This window comes from Streptomyces sp. NPDC050416 (assembly GCF_044458845.1).
GTDB lineage: Bacteria > Actinomycetota > Actinomycetes > Streptomycetales > Streptomycetaceae > Streptomyces.
On record NZ_JBITII010000003.1, the window covers coordinates 50,022 to 67,879 of the forward strand.

General features: G+C 73.4%; 9 protein-coding genes. 3 read left to right on the forward strand and 6 right to left on the reverse strand.

Features of this window, described 5'->3' with window-relative positions; translation table 11 throughout:
• Window positions 1-8 precede the first annotated feature (8 nt).
• From ACIBL4_RS09825 to ACIBL4_RS09850, 6 genes are all read right to left on the reverse strand, one after another.
• Entirely contained in the window at window positions 9-2,207 is a 2,199-nt protein-coding gene (locus ACIBL4_RS09825; RefSeq protein ID WP_399408216.1) for a CDP-glycerol glycerophosphotransferase family protein, read from the reverse strand.
• Window positions 2,208-2,383: 176 nt separating this feature from the next.
• Entirely contained in the window at window positions 2,384-4,645 is a 2,262-nt protein-coding gene (locus ACIBL4_RS09830) for a CDP-glycerol glycerophosphotransferase family protein (RefSeq protein WP_399408218.1), read from the reverse strand.
• Between the two features lie 142 nt (window positions 4,646-4,787).
• Window positions 4,788-5,648: a carbohydrate ABC transporter permease gene (locus ACIBL4_RS09835; protein WP_399408220.1), complete on the reverse strand. Its 861-nt coding sequence runs from the start codon at window positions 5,646-5,648 to the stop codon at window positions 4,788-4,790.
• The gene (locus ACIBL4_RS09840) at window positions 5,645-6,991 is read right to left on the reverse strand and encodes a carbohydrate ABC transporter permease (RefSeq protein ID WP_399408222.1); all 1,347 of its coding nucleotides are present in this window, start codon (window positions 6,989-6,991) and stop codon (window positions 5,645-5,647) included. Before ACIBL4_RS09840 ends, ACIBL4_RS09835 begins: the two co-directional genes overlap by 4 nt.
• Window positions 6,992-6,995: 4 nt before the next feature.
• On the reverse strand, window positions 6,996-8,402 hold the full coding sequence (locus tag ACIBL4_RS09845) for an ABC transporter substrate-binding protein (RefSeq protein ID WP_399408224.1): 1,407 nt from the start codon (window positions 8,400-8,402) through the stop codon (window positions 6,996-6,998).
• 189 nt (window positions 8,403-8,591) lie between these two features.
• Window positions 8,592-13,115, reverse strand: a complete 4,524-nt coding sequence (locus tag ACIBL4_RS09850; protein ID WP_399408226.1) for an FHA domain-containing protein — start codon at window positions 13,113-13,115, stop codon at window positions 8,592-8,594.
• Window positions 13,116-13,495: 380 nt separating this feature from the next.
• On the opposite strand from ACIBL4_RS09850, the gene ACIBL4_RS09855 reads away from it, so the two are divergent.
• The 3 genes from ACIBL4_RS09855 (at window position 13,496) to prfB (ending at window position 17,739) form a co-directional block, all read left to right on the forward strand.
• Window positions 13,496-15,184, forward strand: a complete 1,689-nt coding sequence (locus tag ACIBL4_RS09855; protein ID WP_399408228.1) for a serine/threonine-protein kinase — start codon at window positions 13,496-13,498, stop codon at window positions 15,182-15,184.
• 122 nt (window positions 15,185-15,306) lie between these two features.
• Window positions 15,307-16,551 carry a serine/threonine-protein kinase gene (locus ACIBL4_RS09860; RefSeq protein ID WP_356926940.1) on the forward strand — a complete coding sequence of 415 codons (1,245 nt, stop codon included), beginning with the start codon at window positions 15,307-15,309 and terminating at the stop codon, window positions 16,549-16,551.
• A gap of 81 nt (window positions 16,552-16,632) precedes the next feature.
• The gene (gene prfB, locus ACIBL4_RS09865) at window positions 16,633-17,739 is read left to right on the forward strand and encodes a peptide chain release factor 2 (RefSeq protein ID WP_399408230.1); all 1,107 of its coding nucleotides are present in this window, start codon (window positions 16,633-16,635) and stop codon (window positions 17,737-17,739) included.
• Window positions 17,740-17,858 lie beyond the last annotated feature (119 nt).

Genomic DNA, 17,858 nt, shown 5'->3' on the forward strand with positions numbered 1-17,858 from the left:
TTCTTCGGTCAGCTCCTCACGAGGGTGGCGGCGGGGGCCGGGACGCGCTCCGCGAGTGGGATCACGGGCGGGATCGACTCGGGCGGCTGACCCAGCAGCACCCGGCGTACGACGCGCTCGGCGGCCCGTCCGTCGTCGAACTGGCAGAAGCGCTCACGGAAGGCGGCGCGCAGGGCCGTGGCGGACTCGTCCGCCCAGCCGCCGTCGCGGAAGAGGGCCGCCAGTTCCTCGGGCGTGCGGGCGACCCGGCCGGGCGGGACCCGCATCAGGTCGAAGTAGACGCCCCGGACCTCCCGGTAGACCTCCCAGTCGTCGGCGTACACGACGATCGGCCGGTCCAGGTTGGCGTAGTCGAACATGATCGACGAGTAGTCGGTGATCAGGGCGTCGGCGGCCAGGCACACGTCCTCCGAGGAGCGGTGCCCGGTGACGTCGATGATCCGGCCACCGCCCCGGCTCGCCCCCTGGTCGTAGAAGTAGTGGGCGCGCAGCAGCACCACGTAGTCGTCGCCGATCGCCTCGCAGAACTCCGCCAGGTCCAGGCCCGACGCGAAGCCCATGGCGTAGTCGCGGTGCGTGGGCGCGTAGAGCAGGGCCTTCTTGCCGTCCGGGACGCCCAGCTCCTTGCGGACGCGGGCGACGTCCTCGGCGGAGGCCGTGCAGTAGACGTCGTTGCGCGGATAGCCGTACTCGAGGGTCTCGTGCGCGCCGGGGAACGCCTTCTCCCACATCTCGGTGGAGTGCCGGTTGGAGGTGAGGTTGTAGTCCCAGCGGTCGACCCGGGCCAGCAGCTTGGTGAAGCTGCCGGTCGCCGCGGCCACCACGGGGTACGTCGCCTGGTCGGCGCCCATCTTCTTCAGCGGTGTGCCGTGCTGGGTCTGCAGGTGCACGCTGCCGGGGCGTTTGACGACGGCGTCCGCGAAGTTGGCGTTGTTGACGAGGTACTTGGCGCGGGCCAGCACCTGCCAGTACTTCCGGCTGCCGATCACCGCGTACTCCACGTCCGGCGGCATGGCGCCCACCGCCTCCGGCTCCACCAGGAACACCGCACGCAGGTGCGGGGCGAGTTCGCGGGCCTTGGCGTGGATCGCGGCCGGGTTGCAGGCGTAGCCGCGGCCCCAGTACGCGCAGTACACGACGAGGTTCTCGTCGAGGGGGAGCCGCAGGGCCGCCGCGTACCGCAGGCGGGTGCGCAGCCCCTTCGGGCGCGGGAGCAGCGCGGCGGCTCCCGCGGCCCTCCGGTTGGCGGCGCGCAGGGTGCGGAACGCGGCGTACGAGCCGGCCGCCAGCAGCCGGTGCTGGACGCCGAGGCTGCCGCCGGGCGGCTGGTAGCCCGCGGGGCGGTACCGCCGGTAGAGCGCGCTCGCCCGGCGGAAGAAGGCGCGCCGCCCGGCCGGCAGCCGCCGGGGATGGGCGGCCGTCTTCAGCACGGCGGCGAAGAGCTGCTCGAACAGCGGCCCCAGCCGGTCCGCGGGCAGCCCCTGCTGCGCGGCCCGCGTCAGCACCAGTTCGGTCTGGTCGAGCAGCTCGGCGTGGTGCCCTCCGGGCAGGTTGAGGAGGTTGCCCTGCCGGCGCAGCAGATGCCGGACGACGACCGTGCGCAGGGCCGCCATCCGCTCCGCCCGCAGGGCGACCAGACCGCCGAACCCGGTGTCGGTGAAGTGGTCCCCGGGGAAGGTGAGGTTCTGCTCGGTGAGGAAGGCCCGGCGGTAGGCGGCGCTCCACGTCGGCAGCGTCACGCCCGTCAGCCGCGGGGCCCGGCCGGGGGAGAAGGCCCCGTCCGGTGTCCCGGCCAGCAGGGGCGCGGCCGGGTTGGCCGGCTCGCCTTCCCACCAGGGGGTGCGCTCGTGCTCGAAGTACAGGACGTCGACGTCACCCACGGCGCTCAGCCGGGCGTCCAGCGCCGCCAGCGCTCCCGGGACCAGGATGTCGTCGCCGTCGAGGAACAGCACATGGCCGCCGACGGCCGACCGCAGCCCGGTGTTGCGCGCCCCGGCCAGACCGGCCGACGGCGGCGAGTGCACCGGCCTCACCCGGGAGTCCCGCTCGGCGTGCCCGGCGACGACGTCCGCCGCGGGTGAGTCGGGCGCGTCGCACACCGGGATCAGCTCGAAGTCGCCGAACGACTGGCCGAGGACCGAGTCCAGCGCCTGGGACAGCCGGCCCGCGACCCCATGGGACGGGACGACGATGCTGAAGCGGGGCATTCTGCTCTCTCTGTCGAGGGTCGAGGGACGAGGGGCGAGGGTCTTCGCAAGCGGGGACCGCGTCAGGTGGCGCGAGGGCGTCCAGGCCGGCCGGACGGGCGCCAGGTCGGCGGCCGGCTCGGCGTCGGCCGTGACGGGCTGGAGGGCATGGGGACTCCCACGCGTGAGAACCGGGCTCAGAGGAGGTCGGTGACGACGGACGGACCGGCCGGCAGCGGCACCGTGGCGAGCGGCTCGCGCACCAGCGAGGCCGCCGCCGACCGCACCGGCCGGCGCTCGTCGAGCGGCACCACCGGCGGCAGGTCCGACTCCCCGAGGACGACCCGGCGCACCACCCGCTCGGCGGCCAGGCCGTCGTCGTATGTACAGAACCGCTCCCGGAACGCCGAGCGCAGCTGGGCCGACCGGGAGCCGCGCCAGTGGCCGGTGGCGAAGATGTCGATCAGCTCGTCCTCGCCGCGCGCGACCGCGCCCGGCGGGAAGGAGCGCAGGTCGAAGTAGGTGCCGCGGGCCGCGTCGTACGCCTCCCAGTCGTCGGCGTGGATCACGATCGGCCGGTCAAGGTTGGCGTAGTCGAACATCAGCGACGAGTAGTCCGTCACGAGGGCGTCCGAGGCCAGGCAGAGCGACTGGACGCTCGGGTGGTCGCTGACGTCGACGACCCGGCCGCAGGTGTCGGCCAGCGGGGCGTCGTAGGCGTGGTGGGCGCGGGCCAGCACCATGAAGCGCGGGCCCAGGCGGCGCACGATCCGCTGGAGGTCGAGGGCGTGGCGCTGGGAGCGGCGGTAGTCGCGGCGGGTCGGAGCGTAGAGGATCGCCACCGTGCCCTCCGGGATGCCGAGGGAGGCGCGCAGCCGGGCCACGTCCGCTTCGGTCGCCGTGCGGAACACGTCGTTGCGGGGACAGCCGTACTCCAGGGTGGTGTAGCGCCCGGGGTGGACGCGCTCGTGGGTGAGGGTGGTGTGGCGGTTGGCGGACAGCACGTAGTCCCACTGGTCGACGCCCTTGAGCAGCCGGGCGAAGTCCCTGCCCCGGGCCGCCGCCGGGCGCTCCTGCAGGTCGAGGCCGATGTGCCCCAGCGGGGTGCCCTGCCCGGTCTGGATGAGGGTCTGGCCCCGGCGCTTGACCAGGCGGTGGTCGAAGTCGGTGTTGCTGACGAGGTAGGCGGAGCGGGCCAGGGCCGTCCAGTAGGCGGCCGTGCCGGGGACGACGCGGCGCGTGCCGGGCGGGATGGTGTGGTGGTGCTCGGGCCGGGCGATCCACGTCGTGCGGATGTGCGGCGCGAGGTCGCGGAACGCGGACTCCAGCGCGCCCGGGTTGCAGCTGTGGCCGCGGCCGTCGTAGGCGGTGAAGACGGCCCGGTCGGCGCGCAGCGGGAGACAGCGCTGCACGCGGTAGTGGAGCCCGAGCGCGGCGGACCGGGCTCCGCGCAGCAGCTTCCCGGTGGTCCGCGCGACGCGTCGGTGCAGGGCCGAGGCCAGCTGGAGCGTGCGGTAGGTGCGGTGCAGGCCGAAGCGGATCAGGGTGTGGTGGATCCGGCAGCGCAGGGGGACGGGGACGCCGGGGGTGCGGTAGCGGCGGTAGTGGGCGCGGGCCCGGCGCATGAAGTCCGCGTGCGTGCCGGGGGGCAGCCGGTCCCGACGCGAGTACACGATCGCCAGGTGATGGACCATGCGGCGGAACAACACCGGCCGCCACCGGGCCAGTTCGGGCCGCTCCTCCAGATACGCGAACACCCGGTCGTACTGCTCGAAGACGTCGAAGTGCCGCTCGCTGGTGGTGCGCAGGATGCTGCCCTGCCGCCGCTGCCGGTAGTGCACGCAGACGCGGTCGAGGGTCGCGATCGACTCCGCGGTCATCAGCACCGGGTACGTCCACGGCGTGTCCTCGTAGTACCCCGGCGGGAAGGCGAACCCCTGCTCCTCGACGAACTCCCGCCGGTAGGCCTTGTTCCAGGCGACCATCAGCAGCCGCAGCAGGCCCGGCCGGTCCTCCAGGCGGAACGGGGCCGGGCCCTGCTCGGTGAGCTGGAGGGCCGCCTGGTTGCGGACCGCCTCGCCCGTCCAGTAGGTGCGCGCGTAGTCGAAGACCAGGACGTCCGGATCACCGGTCTCCTTCAGCCGGTCCGCGATCGACCGCAGCGCGTCGGGCGTGAGGGTGTCGTCGCTGTCGAGGAACAGCAGGTAGTCGCCGCTCGCGTGGGACACGCCGGCGTTTCTCGCGCGGCCCAGGCCGACGTTCTGAGGCAGATGGACGGGTTGGACGCGCGCGTCGCGGGCGGCGAACTCGTCGATGATCGCGCCGCACGCGTCCGGCGAGCAGTCGTCGACGACGATCAGTTCGAGATCGGGACAGGACTGGGAGAGCACCGATTCGAGGCACTCGTGCAGGTACGCCTGAACCTGGTACGCGGGGACAATGACACTGAACCTGGGCAAGAGGCCATCCATCGGTCGGCGCGGGCGTTCGGCCCGGGAACGGCCGGTGGGGCGAGTTGGTTACGGCGGCTACGGCATCCGGGGGAACGTACAAGGGGCGGACCGCGCTCGGCCCGCCCCTCCAACTTCCTTGCTCTGAACGCTACTTGACGGCTCCTGCCATCACGCCGGACACGAACTGCCGCTGGAACGCGAAGAAGACGGCGAGCGGGACCACCATCGAGATGAACGCGCCGGGTGCCAGCACGTCGATGTTGTTGCCGAACTGCCGTACCTGCGTCTGGAGTGCGACCGTGATCGGCTGGCTCCCGGAGTCCGAGAAGATCAGCGCGACCAGCATGTCGTTCCACACCCACAGGAACTGGAAGATGCCGAGCGAGGCGATCGCCGGGGCGCCGAGCGGCATCACGACACGGAAGAACAGGCGCAGTTCGCCCGCCCCGTCCAGGCGCGCCGCCTCCAGCAGCTCCCTCGGGATCTCCGCGAAGAAGTTCCGCAGCAGGAACACCGCGAAGGGCAGACCGAAGCCGACGTGGAAGAGCACCACGCCGATCACCGAGCCGAAGATGCCGATGTTGCCGAAGAGATCGGCGATCGGGATCAGCGCGACCTGCACGGGCACGACCAACAGGCCGACCACGCCCAGGAACCACCAGTCCCGGCCCGGGAACTCCATCCAGGCGAAGGCGTAGCCCGCCAGCGAGCCGATGATCACGACCAGCAGCGTCGCCGGGACGGTGATCCACACCGTGTTGACCAGGCTGCTGGTGATGTCCTCGTTCTCCAGCAGCTTCGAGTAGCTGTCGAAGGTCATCTGCGACGGCTCGGTGAACACCTTCCACCAGCCGCTCGCCGCGATGTCCTCAGGCGAACGCAGACTCGCCAGCAGCAGACCGATCGTCGGCACCAGCCAGAACAGGCCGACGACGATGAGGAACACCCGCACCAGCCCACCGCTGACCCCCTCGGCCAGCCGGGACCCCAGCGACTGCTTCCTCTTCATCGCCGCACCTCCCGCCTCAGCCGACGCACGTTGAACCACATCACCGGGATCACGAGCAGCAGCAGGAACACCGAGATGGCGCTGGCGATGCCCGGCTGGTCCTCGGAGAAGCCCTTGCGGTACAGCTCCAGGGCGAGGACGTTCGCGTCGTCCTGGGCGGAGCCGGGTGCGATGATGAAGACCAGGTCGAAGATCTTCAGCACGTTGATCATCAGGGTGACGGTGACGACCGCGAGGACCGGCGCCAGCAGCGGCACCGTGACCCGCCGGAACACCTGCCACTCACTCGCGCCGTCGACCCTGGCGGCCTCCAGCAGTTCGCGCGGCACGCCCGCGAGCCCGGCCGCGATCAGCACCATCGCGAAGCCCGCCCACATCCAGATGTACGCGCCGATGATGGACGGGGTGACCAGGGACGGGCCGAGCCAGTCCAGGCCGTTGTACGGCTCCTTGAAGTTGCTGTCCGGAAGTCGGAGTCGGGCCCCGTCGGCCGAGGCCGGCAGGGTGAAGGTGCCGTCGTCGCCGGCCGTGGTGGAGGCCACGACCTTGCCGTCCTTGACGGCTTCGATCCTCATGCCGGCATAGCCCAGTTCGGACGGGTCGACGGTGTTCAGCTTGCCGACGCCCTTGCCCCGCGTGAAGTCCTGCCAGGTCGTGCCGGTGACCTTGTCCGGCTCGGGCTTCGGCGCCGCCGCCGGCTTCGCGCCGTCCGGCATCAGGTCCGGCGCGACACCCACCAGGGGCAGCGAGACGGTCTCGCCCGCGCGGACGGGCGACTTGGTGATGAACGCACCGCCGCCCGCCGGCTCCAGCGGCGACTGGCGGCCCGGGTGGGCCTTCGGGAACGCCGACGCCTGCGTGAACGTGTCGTGCACGCCCACCCACACCGCGTTCGCCACGCCCTTGTCCGGGTCCTGGTCGTACACCAGGCGGAAGATGATGCCCGCCGCCAGCATGGAGATCGCCATCGGCATGAAGACGACCAGCTTGAAGGCCGTGCCCCAGCGCACCCGTTCGGTCAGCACCGCGAAGATCAGGCCGAGCGCCGTCGCGACCGTCGGCGCGAACACCACCCAGATGACGTTGTTCTTCAGCGCGGTGCGGATGCCCTCGTCGGTGAAGAGGGCCTCGTAGTTGTCGATCCCGGCGAAGCCGTCGCCGGACTGGTCGTAGAAGCTGCGGACCACCGAGTACCCGATCGGGTACACCACGAGCGCGCCGAGCAGGACGAGCGCGGGCAGCAGGAACAGCGCCGCGACCATCCTGCGGGTGCCGGTCACACTCTTGCGCGACTTGCCCACGGCAGGGGGCTTGACGCCCCCTGCCGCCGTGGCCGACGTCATGCCGTCAGCCTCCGTAGGCCGCGGCCGCTTCGGCCTCCAGCTTCTGCTGTGCCCCCGCGACGTCCTTCGGGTTCTTCAGGAAGTCCTGGAGGATCTTCCACTCGCCCTTGCCGGGCGTCCCGCCGAAGGCCTGCGGGGCCTGGTCGGACATGTCGAAGCGGAAGTCGTCACCGGCGTCGATGAGCGCCTTGGCGATCCTCTGCTGCACCGCGTTCGGGTACGCGGAGTTCGGCACGTTCTTGTTCGGCGAGAGGTAGCCGCCCAGCTTGGCCTGGATCTGCGCCGCGTCCGGCGAGGCGAGCCAGGTGGCCAGGGCCTGCGACCCCTTGGAATCCTGAAGGATCACGGCCGCGTCGCCGCCCGAGACCACCGGCCCGTTGTCACCGACCGCCGGGAACGGGAACACCTTCGCGTCCGTACCGATCTTCATGCTCGTCGGGATGTTGACCTGCGCGAAGTCGCCCGCCGCGACCATGGCGGCCTTGGGCTGGTCCCCGCCGGTGAAGACCTGCGTGACGGAGGCCGGGAAGTCGGTCTGCAACGCCCCCTTCGCGATGTAGTCGGGCTTGCCCCAGACCTGCGCGAGCGTGGTCAGCGCGTCCTTCACGGACGGGTCCGTCCACTTGATCTCGTGCTTGGCCAGCTGGTCGTACTTCTCCGGGCCGGCCTGGGAGAGGTAGACGTTCTCGAACCAGTCGGTCAGCGTCCAGCCCTCGGCGCCGCCGACGGAGAACGGGGTGACGCCGGAGTCGTAGACCGTCTGCGCGGTCTTCAGCAGATCCGGCCAGGTCTCGGGCTCACTCGCCCCGGCGTTCTCGAAGACCTGGTTGTTGTACCAGATCAGGGACTTGTTGGCGGCCTTGTAGTAGACGCCGTACTGCTTGCCGCCCACCTTGCCGATGTCCTGCCAGCCCTGCGAGTAGTTCTCGCCGAGCTCCTTCTGCGCCTCCGCGCCGATGGGCTTGGCCCAGCCCCGGTCGACGGCCTGTTTGATGGCGCCCGGCTGCGGCAGCATCGCGATGTCCGGCGGCTGCCCGCCGGCCACCTTCGAGCCGATGAAGTTGATGATCGGGTCCTGGGCGGGCACGAACGTGACCTTGGCGCCCGTGCGCTTCTCGAACTCCGCCAGGACCTTCTTGAAGTTGGCCTGTTCAGCGCCTGTCCATACAGCGGCGATCTCCAGGCTCGTCCCGTTCAGCTTCGGAAGAGTGACGTTGCTGGCGGCGGCCTCCTCGGTGTTGCCCGGGCTTCCACTGCTGTCCTTGTCGTCGCCTCCGCAGGCGGTGAGCGAGAGCGCGAGCGCTCCCGCGGCGACGGCTGCCGCGGCCTTGGCGGCTCTGCGGTGCTGGGGGGTCGCCTTGTCCCGTTCCGGCGACCGGCGTTTCAGGATGGTGCTGCTCGTCATGCGCATGACTGCCCCGTTCTTCGTTCCCTCGTCGAACGTCGAGCGCGCTCCCGTGCGATCTGGTCTACGCCCGGGTGTGCGGGGGCGGCAAGATGGCGTCGGCTGTCAAGCGGGGGATCGTGACCCCCTCGTGACCAGGGACTCGTCCCTGATCAACGGAGGGGGTCGGCATCCAGCCAGTGCCATGGACGAGTGCTACAGCAGCGACGGCACCTGCGCCGCCGCGACCTCCCGCGCCGCCCTTTCCAGCGCGCTGGCCAACAGTGCCAGGTCGGTGGGGCCGTTTCCGAGCTCCCGCACCGGACGCCGGGCCGGAGGGTCACCCATGCGGTGCCATTCCAGGGGTACGACCGTGGGTCGCAGCGTCGCCGTCCGGGGGATACGGCCGGTGACCCGCCCGCCCTGGAACGGCGTGACCCGCCCGTCCTCGCAGGCGAGACGGCCACGGCCCGGAGCGGGCTCGTCAGGCCCCGGCGCGGGAGCGTCGAGCGTGACGCGGAGGGTGGCCCGGCGCGCCGGTTCCGTCTCCGCCGTACGGGGGCACGGGCCGGTCGCCGCCACCAGGTGGACGCCCAGCCGGTCGCCCTCCCGGGCCACGGCCTCCAGCGCGCGCATCACCGACCCGGCCGCGGGCCGTCCGGTCGAGCCGAGGGCCGGGGAGACCAGCGCGTCCAGGTCGTCCACGACCACGACGAGCCGGGGCAGGGGCGGCGGGGCCGCCTGCGTCTGCCGCCGGGCCGCTCCGGGCCGCAACCGCATCGTCGAACTGGGCGGGGAGTCGAGATCCGCGGCACCTGCCTCGGTGGGGGCGCCGCCCCGGGCCGTCGCCGTGCGCTGGGCGACCATACGGCCCGACAGCTCGCGCCCGGTGTGCCACTCGGCGAAGTCGGACCGGCCCAGCAGCTCGGCGCGCCGCTTCAGCTCGGCACTCAGGGACTGCGCGAACTCGCGCATCAGGACCGGATCGTGGGCCGTGAGGTACGTGGTGACATGCGGGACGTCCGTACACACGCGCAGTCCCTCACCGGCACCGCCGCCCGCGCCGGGGCCGCCCCGGCCGTCGACCAGCACGATGCCCAGCCGGTCCGGCCGCTCGGCGGCGGCCAGGGACGCGACGACCGCCCGCAGCAGCTCCGTACGGCCGCTGCCCGGCGGGCCCTCGACAAGCAGATGCGGTCCCTGTGCCGCGAGGTCCGCGCAGACCGGGCCGCGCGGCCCCGCGCCCAGCACCGCGCGCACCCGCCCGCCCAGCGCCTCGGTGTCGTCGGCCGCGTCCGCCCAGCGCGCCATCAGCGACGCCGGGGTGGCCCGGGCCAGGCCCAGCTCGTCCAGCAGCCGTGCCGCCTGGGGCAGCGGCGCGGAGACCCGCGGCTGCCCGTCGCTCGCCGAGCCGTCCGTACGCAGCGGCGCCAGCGCCCGCGCGAACCGCTCGGCCCACGCGGGGGAGACGGCGTCGACCGTGGCGATGGTGCCGTGCCCGACGGGTCCGGCCGGGGAGTCCTCGCCCCCGACCCGGGCCACGCGCATCAGCCGCAGAGCCGTCGCCACGTCCCCGCTGAGCAGCGCGACGGCACCGCACTGCCCGAACGTCGGCGCCACGGAGCAGGCCGCCTCGTATGTCTCCGTCACCGGTGAGGCGGGCGAGGCGGCGGCGGTCTCGGCCAGGCACACGACATGGATCCCGGCCCGGGGGCCTTCCATCGCCAGCCGCGCCACGGCCGCACGCAGGTCGGCGCCGCCGGGGTCGCCGTCCACGACGAGGACGGTGTACGGGCCGGGGAAGCCGGTCGCCTGGCCGGGGGCGGGAGCGGGTATGTCGTCCCGGGCCCAGGAGGGGCGGCGGGCCAGGGGACCGGCGGTGCTGATCCCCTGGCTGTCACCGCCCTGGCCGTCGGTCCCCTGGGCTCTGGAGAACCGCACGTTGCCCAGCAGCCCGCCGGCCCCTGCGGCGCTGCCTTCCGCGTCCGCCACCTGGTCCTCCAAACGGCGGATGAGCTCGTCCGTGCGGGCGGCGGCCTGTTCCCGGTCGTAGGCGAGCAGCAGGCGGCAGTCCTGCCCGTGCCCCGGGCGGACATGCGGCAGCCAGCCCAGCCAGGACCACTCGGCGGTGCGCTCCGCCAGAGGGCGGGAGCGGTCCGCGGCGATCAGGACGATCTCCAGTGTGTCGGGGGAGTGCAGCGCGGCGAGCTGCGCCAGCACGGCACGGGCCAGCCCGGCGAGCCGCGCCCTCGGCCCGGCCATTCCCAGTGCGCCCACCTCGCGCAGCCCGGCGGTCACCGGCACCGCGGGCAGCAGGCCGGAGCCGTCCGGCGCGGCCCGGTCGGCGGTGCCAAGGCGCACCGCGAGCGCCTCGGGGTGGCCCGGCCCGCGCTCCCACAGCCGGGGGCCCGGCCCCAGCGCCGTCAGCAGCAGCGTGGCCGGATCCGGCCAGGTCTCCGGCACGGCCGGCCCGACGACCGCGGAGTGCTCCGCCGCCACCTCGACGGGCTCGTCCTCGTACGTCTCGCGCGCGGGAGCCTCCTGCTCACCACGCCCTCCGGCCAGCCGCCGCGCCCACGCCCCGAGCCCGCCCCGCTTGCGCGTCCCCGGCGGAACATCGGTCCCCCGGAGAGGGGTGCCCTTGCGCCCACGCCCGGACCGCTCGTCCGGGGCGCCGGAGCCGCTGTCGTCCCCGGGGCGGCCGCGCCCGGCCGGGCCGGCAGTGGTGTGGGGCGTCGGCCGGGGAACTGCTTGGCCTCCGGCCGGGGCGTGTGGGGCTACGCCCGTGCCGCTGGTGGCGTCGGGGTGTCCGCCTTGGCCTCCGGCCGGGGCGTGAGGGCTTGGGCCTGTGCCGCTCGTGTCGCGGCCGGGGCGATCGCCCCTGGCCGGACCGGCGCCCGTCGGAGCCGTCGGACCCGGGGTCGGCTCGGCCCCTGCCCGGGCATGAGGGCCCGTACCGTCCGCCGTTCCGGCGCCCTGGCCGGAACCGCCCGCACGCCCGTCGTCGAACGCCCCGCCCAGCGCCCCGGCCCCGGAGCGGCCGGCGTGCGTGTCCCCGGCACCGGGCCCGTACTGCGCCGCGCCGTGCTGCCTGGGAGTGCTGGTGACGCCGTCGGGGGAGCCCACCGCCGACGTGCCCTCGGCGCTGCCACGCTGCCGGGGAGCCCGGACCACGCCTTCCGACGACGCCGTACGCGCCTCTTCCCGGGATGCGGGGGGCGCCGAGTCTCCGTGGCCCCGCGCGATGCCTTGCCCGTGGTCACCGGCAGCGGCCCGGAACCCGCCCTGTGGGGTCCCCGGCCCACCCTCGGCAGCCGGCCGCGAAGCCTCCGCGGCCGCTCCCGCACCCCTGCTCTCGACCCGAGGCGCCCCACCCTGCCCCGGCACCACCGCCGAGTCCTCGGAGCCGTGACCGTCGGCGCCCGGCGTGCCCCGGGCCGCCGAGCCGTAAGCGTGATGGGTGGACCCGGCAGGACCGGAGGCCCCGGCAGACCTGGCGGCCCCGGTGGTCCCGGAAGGCCCGGGAGTCCCAGAAGACCTTGCAGGGTCGGAAGCCGCGGCAGCCCCGGTAGGACCGTCTGAGGGAGCGGATGCCCCGGCGGCAGCGGAGGCACCGCATGCCCTGGCGGCACCGGAAGCACCGGAACCGAAACCCCCTGCAGTCCCAGCCCTCCCGTAAGCCCCGGAAGGTCTGCCAGGCCCAGAAGCCCCCGCAGACCCCGCAGGGCCAGCAGGCACGGCAGTCCCCGAAGACCCCGAAGAGCCAGGCGCGGTAGCCCTGGAAGCCCCCGCCGCCCCTCCAGCCCCTGCAGAACCGACAGCCCCTGCAGAACCGGCGCCCCCGTCAGATCCGATCGCCCCCGCAGGCCCGAACGCGCCGGTGGAACCGGATGCCCTGCCAGGCCCGGCCGCCCCGGACCCCGCAACCCCGGAACCCCCGGCAGACCCCGAATCCCCGGGACCCCCGGCACACCTGGAACCCCCGCCAGCCCCGGAACCCCCAGCCCCGGGCCCCCGGCCAGACCCGGAACCTCCGGCAGCCCCGAAACCCCCGGAGGGCCCCGCACCGCCGGCGCCCGCAGGACCCGGCACGCGCACGTGTCCCTCCCCGTCCGGCGTCGTGTCCACCCGGCCCCCCGGCCCCCCGGCGGGAGCCAGCCGCAGGGCCGATTCGCCGATCCGCAGCAGCGCCCCCGGCGCGAAACGGACCGCCCGGCCGCCCACCCGCGTGCCGTCCAGCGTCGTGCCGTTCGTGGAGTCGAGGTCGGCGACCGAGACGCGGCCGTCGGCGCTCACCGTCACCGCGCAGTGCAGCCGGGAGACGTCCGGGTCGTCGAGCGGTACGTCGGCGTCGGCGGAGCGGCCGATGCGGATCTCGCCGCCGTGCAGGATGTGGACGCCGCCGGCGTCGGGCCCGGCGACCACCTGGAGCTGGGCCGGGGCGTCGTCCAGCTCGGGATGCGGCTCCGGCTCGCCCGGCGCGCCCACGGACAGCACGGCACCGTCGGTCAGCGGGGGCTCGCCGAGCGTGCAGCGCTGGGCGTCGAGCCGCTGCTCCCCGGCGTACAGCACCGGGGTGCCCGAGCCGTCACCGCCGAGGACCGCCTGGGTGAGCCCGGAGGCCACCGCCGCGAGGGCCGTACCGGCGGGCGCGGTGACCAGTACGTCACTGCGGGCGGCGCGGTCCCGGGCCGGAGCCGCCAGGCCCAGCGGGTCTACGACGGTCAGCCGGATCTGCATCGCCGTCAGCGGTCCCTTCTGCCCGGGCGCGGAGTCCCCCCACCCCGCCCCAGCACGTCGGCCAGTACTGCACGCATCCTCGCACCTGCCACTGACACCGCGCCCCTCGCTCGGGAACAAGTGATCTTGATTGGTCGGCTCTGCCCGCAAAAGTGCCTGAGAGATGACCCACTGGCGATCACTTGAGATCGGTCACGCTCACTCTCGGCAACCACGAGACCGAGGTGAGCGTCTTTCCTTCGAACGCGTGCGAAATTCGAACGCGTGCGAGAACGCATACGTAAGACCCACAGAATGACGACACCCCGGTCCCCGGCGGCACGGCACTACAGTGGGTCGGACAGGCCAGCAGGCAAGGCAAGCACCAGGGAGCGCATGACGTGCGGCCGGTAGGCAGCAAGTACCTGCTCGAGGAGCCGCTCGGGCGCGGCGCCACGGGCACCGTCTGGCGAGCCCGCCAGCGCGAGACCGCGGGCGCCGAGGCGGCCGTGCCGGGACAGCCCGGCGAGACCGTCGCGATCAAGGTCCTCAAGGAGGAGCTGGCGAGCGACCCGGACATCGTCATGCGGTTCCTCCGGGAGCGCTCCGTCCTGCTCCGGCTGACCCACCCGAACATCGTCCGGGTCCGCGACCTGGTCGTCGAGGGGGAGCTGCTGGCGCTGGTCATGGACCTCGTCGAGGGCCCCGACCTGCACCGCTACCTGCGCGAGAACGGGCCCTTCAGCCCCGTCGCCGCGGCCCTGCTCACCGCCCAGATCGCCGACGCGCTCGCCGCCAGCCACGCCGACGGCGTCGTCCACCGCGACCTCAAGCCGGCGAACGTGCTGCTCCAGCAGTACGACGGGCAGATGCACCCGCTGCTGACCGACTTCGGCATCGCCCGCCTGGCCGACTCCCCGGGCCTGACCCGAACCCAGGAGTTCGTCGGCACGCCCGCGTACGTCGCGCCCGAGTCCGCCGAGGGCCGCCCGCAGACCTCCGCCGTCGACATCTACGGCGCCGGCATCCTGCTGTACGAGCTGGTCACCGGCCGCCCGCCGTTCTCCGGCGGCTCCGCCCTGGAGGTGCTGCACCAGCACCTGAGCGCCGAGCCGCGCCGCCCCTCCACGGTCCCCGACCCGCTGTGGACGATCATCGAGCGCTGCCTGCGCAAGAACCCGGACGAGCGGCCCAGCGCCGTGAACCTCGCCCGTGGCCTGCGCGTCGTCGCCGAGGGCATCGGGGTGCACGCGAACTCCGCGCAGATCGCCGCCGCCGAGAACGTCGGCGCGCTCCTGGTGCCCGACCCGGCGCCCGCGCCCGTGCCGGACACGCCCGGCGCGGGCGACGCCGACCCCACCCAGGTCCTCCCGCAGGGCGCGGGCTCGTACGACCCGAACGCCGCGACCAGCGTCATGCCGCACACCGGCGGCCCGGCCGGCGCCGCCGACCCCACCGCGGTGCTGCCCAACCGGGGCGCGGCCGACCCGACCGCCGTCATGCCGCCGGTCCCGCCGGGCTCGCCCGGCCACCCCGGCCAGCAGGGCGGACCCGAGGACCCGCACCCCTGGCAGAACCAGCTGCGGGCGGCCCGCGACCGCAACGAGCAGACGCAGGTCCAGTACCTCGACCCGAACGAGGACCCGCTGCGCCGCCGCCCCCAGCGGCAGGTCGCCCGGCCCCAGCAGCCCCCGCGCCGCCAGGCGCCCCCGCCCGGACCCGGCTACGGCCATCCGCAGCAGCAGCCCCAGCAGTACGCCCCGCAGCCCCAGCGGCCCCAGCCGCCGCAGCGTTACGCCCCGCCCGCGCCACCGCCCCAGCCCCAGCAGCCGCAGCGGCCCCAGCGCGAGCCCCGCCAGCCCCGGCAGCGCAGCGCCAACCCGATGCGGATCCCCGGGCTCGGCTGCCTGAAGGGCTGTCTCTTCACGATCGTCATCCTGTTCGTCGCCGGCTGGCTGATCTGGGAACTGAGCCCGCTCCAGGAGTGGATCGGCACCGGCAAGGGCTACTGGGACCAGCTCACCGACTGGTTCAGCACGGTGACCGGCTGGATCGAGGAGCTCGGCGGGAGCGGTTCGGGCACGAACTGACCGGAACCTCCCCGCGGGGTTGGTGATTTGTCGACACCTGGCGGGTGATTTCTGCCTCGGCGGTGAAGGTTGGCTCTCCGGACGCGTAGTTTTAGCGACAACACGCGTCGGTAGGAGCAGCCTTGGCACGGAAGATCGGCAGCCGGTACACCGCCCACCAGATCCTGGGGCGGGGCAGCGCCGGCACGGTGTGGCTGGGCGAGGGTCCCGAGGGCCCCGTCGCCATCAAGCTGCTGCGCGAGGACCTGGCCTCCGACCAGGAACTCGTCGGGCGCTTCGTGCAGGAGCGGACGGCGCTGCTCGGCCTTGAGCACCCGCACGTGGTGTCGGTGCGCGACCTGGTCGTCGACGGCAACGACCTGGCGCTGGTCATGGACCTCGTCCGGGGCACCGACCTGAGGACCCGGCTGGAGCGGGACCGCCGCCTCGCGCCCGAGGCGGCCGTCGCGATCTCGGCGGACATCGCCGACGGGCTGGCGGCCGCGCACGCCGCGGGCGTCGTCCACCGGGACGTGAAGCCGGAGAACGTCCTGCTGGACATGCAGGGCCCCCTGGGCCCCGGCGGCTCCCACCGCGCGCTGCTGACCGACTTCGGCGTGGCGAAACTCATCGACACCCCGCGCCGCACCAAGGCGACGAAGATCATCGGCACGCCGGACTACCTGGCCCCGGAGATCGTCGAGGGCCTGCCGCCCCGCGCCTCCGTCGACATCTACGCGCTCGCCACGGTCCTCTACGAGCTGCTGGCCGGCTTCACCCCGTTCGGCGGCGGCCATCCGGGCGCGGTCCTGCGCCGGCACGTCACGGAGACGGTCGTCCCGCTGCCCGGCATCCCGGACGAGCTGTGGCAGCTGCTCGTGCAGTGCCTGGCCAAGGCGCCGGCCTCGCGGCTGCGGGCCTCGGAGCTCGGGGCCCGGCTGCGGGAGCTGCTGCCGATGCTGGCGGGCATGCCGCCGCTGGAGGTGGACGAGCCGGACACGGAGTCCGCCGAGGAGGCGGACCGGGAGGAGCAGCCCGCCAGGCCGGCACCGGCCGAGCGGGTCCGGCGGCGGGGCGCGGTCCCCCTGGTGCCGGGCGCGAAACCGGCCGACTCCAACCGGGACACCCACACCTCGATGCGCGTGCCGGCCCCCGACGAGCTGGCCGGGGGCGCGCACGGCACGGCCCGGGCCCCGCGCGCGTCGGGCACGCCCCGGCCGGGCTCGGCCCGCAACCGCGCCATCGCCCGGCGCCGCCGCGTGGCCCTCGGCGCGGGCGCGGTCGTCCTGGCGGCGGCGGTCGGCGTCGGGGCGTGGCTGTCCACCTCGGGCGACGACGCGAGCGCACCTCCCCAGGACACGAAGAACTCGGCCCCGCAGTCCCCCTGACCTCCCGAGGCCCTACCGATCCCGCCGGCCGGCCCGGGCGCCCGGCGATGGCCGCCGGGCGGAGCCGTTACGCTGGAGGGCGTGGCAGTCGTCGATGTATCCGAAGAGCTCAAGTCCCTCTCCTCGACCATGGAGTCGATCGAGGCCGTTCTGGACCTCGACAAGCTGAGGGCAGACATCGCCGTGCTCGAGGAGCAGGCGGCCGCGCCGTCCCTGTGGGACAACCCCGATGAGGCGCAGAAGATCACCAGCAAGCTGTCCCACCTCCAGGCCGAGGTGCGCAAGGCGGAAGCGCTGCGCGGTCGCATCGACGACCTCGCCGTGCTCTTCGAGATGGCCGAGGAGGAGGACGACCCGGACACCCGCGCCGAGGCCGAGTCCGAGCTCGTCGCCGTCAAGAAGGCGCTGGACGAGATGGAGGTCCGCACGCTCCTGTCCGGGGAGTACGACTCCCGTGAGGCCCTGGTGAACATCCGCGCCGAGGCGGGCGGCGTCGACGCCGCCGACTTCGCCGAGAAGCTCCAGCGCATGTACCTGCGGTGGGCCGAGCAGCGCGGCTTCAAGACCGAGATCTACGAGACGTCGTACGCGGAGGAGGCCGGCATCAAGTCGACCACCTTCGCCGTCCAGGCGCCGTACGCGTACGGCACGCTCTCCGTCGAGCAGGGCACGCACCGCCTGGTGCGCATCTCGCCCTTCGACAACCAGGGCCGGCGGCAGACCTCCTTCGCGGGCGTGGAGATCCTGCCCGTGGTCGAGCAGACCGACCACATCGAGATCGACGAGTCCGAACTGCGCGTGGACGTGTACCGCTCGTCCGGCCCCGGCGGCCAGGGTGTCAACACCACCGACTCCGCGGTGCGCCTCACCCACCTCCCCACCGGCATCGTCGTCTCCTGCCAGAACGAGCGCTCGCAGATCCAGAACAAGGCGACGGCCATGAACGTGCTCCAGGCCAAGCTGCTGGAGCGGCGCCGCCAGGAGGAGCAGGCCAAGATGGACGCCCTCAAGGGCGACGGCGGCAACTCCTGGGGCAACCAGATGCGTTCGTACGTGCTGCACCCGTACCAGATGGTCAAGGACCTGCGCACCGACTTCGAGGTCGGTAACCCCGAGGCCGTTTTCAACGGTGAGATCGACGGTTTCCTCGAGGCCGGAATTCGCTGGCGCAAGCAGCAGGAGAAGTAAGTTTGTCGACAAGGCAACTGCCGCCGTCGGGGCGGCAGTTGCCTTTTCCGTGCCCGCTTCTGCGTCGGCATGTCTGGGTTTTACATCACACTCACAGATTCAGACTCCCGGCATTGCCC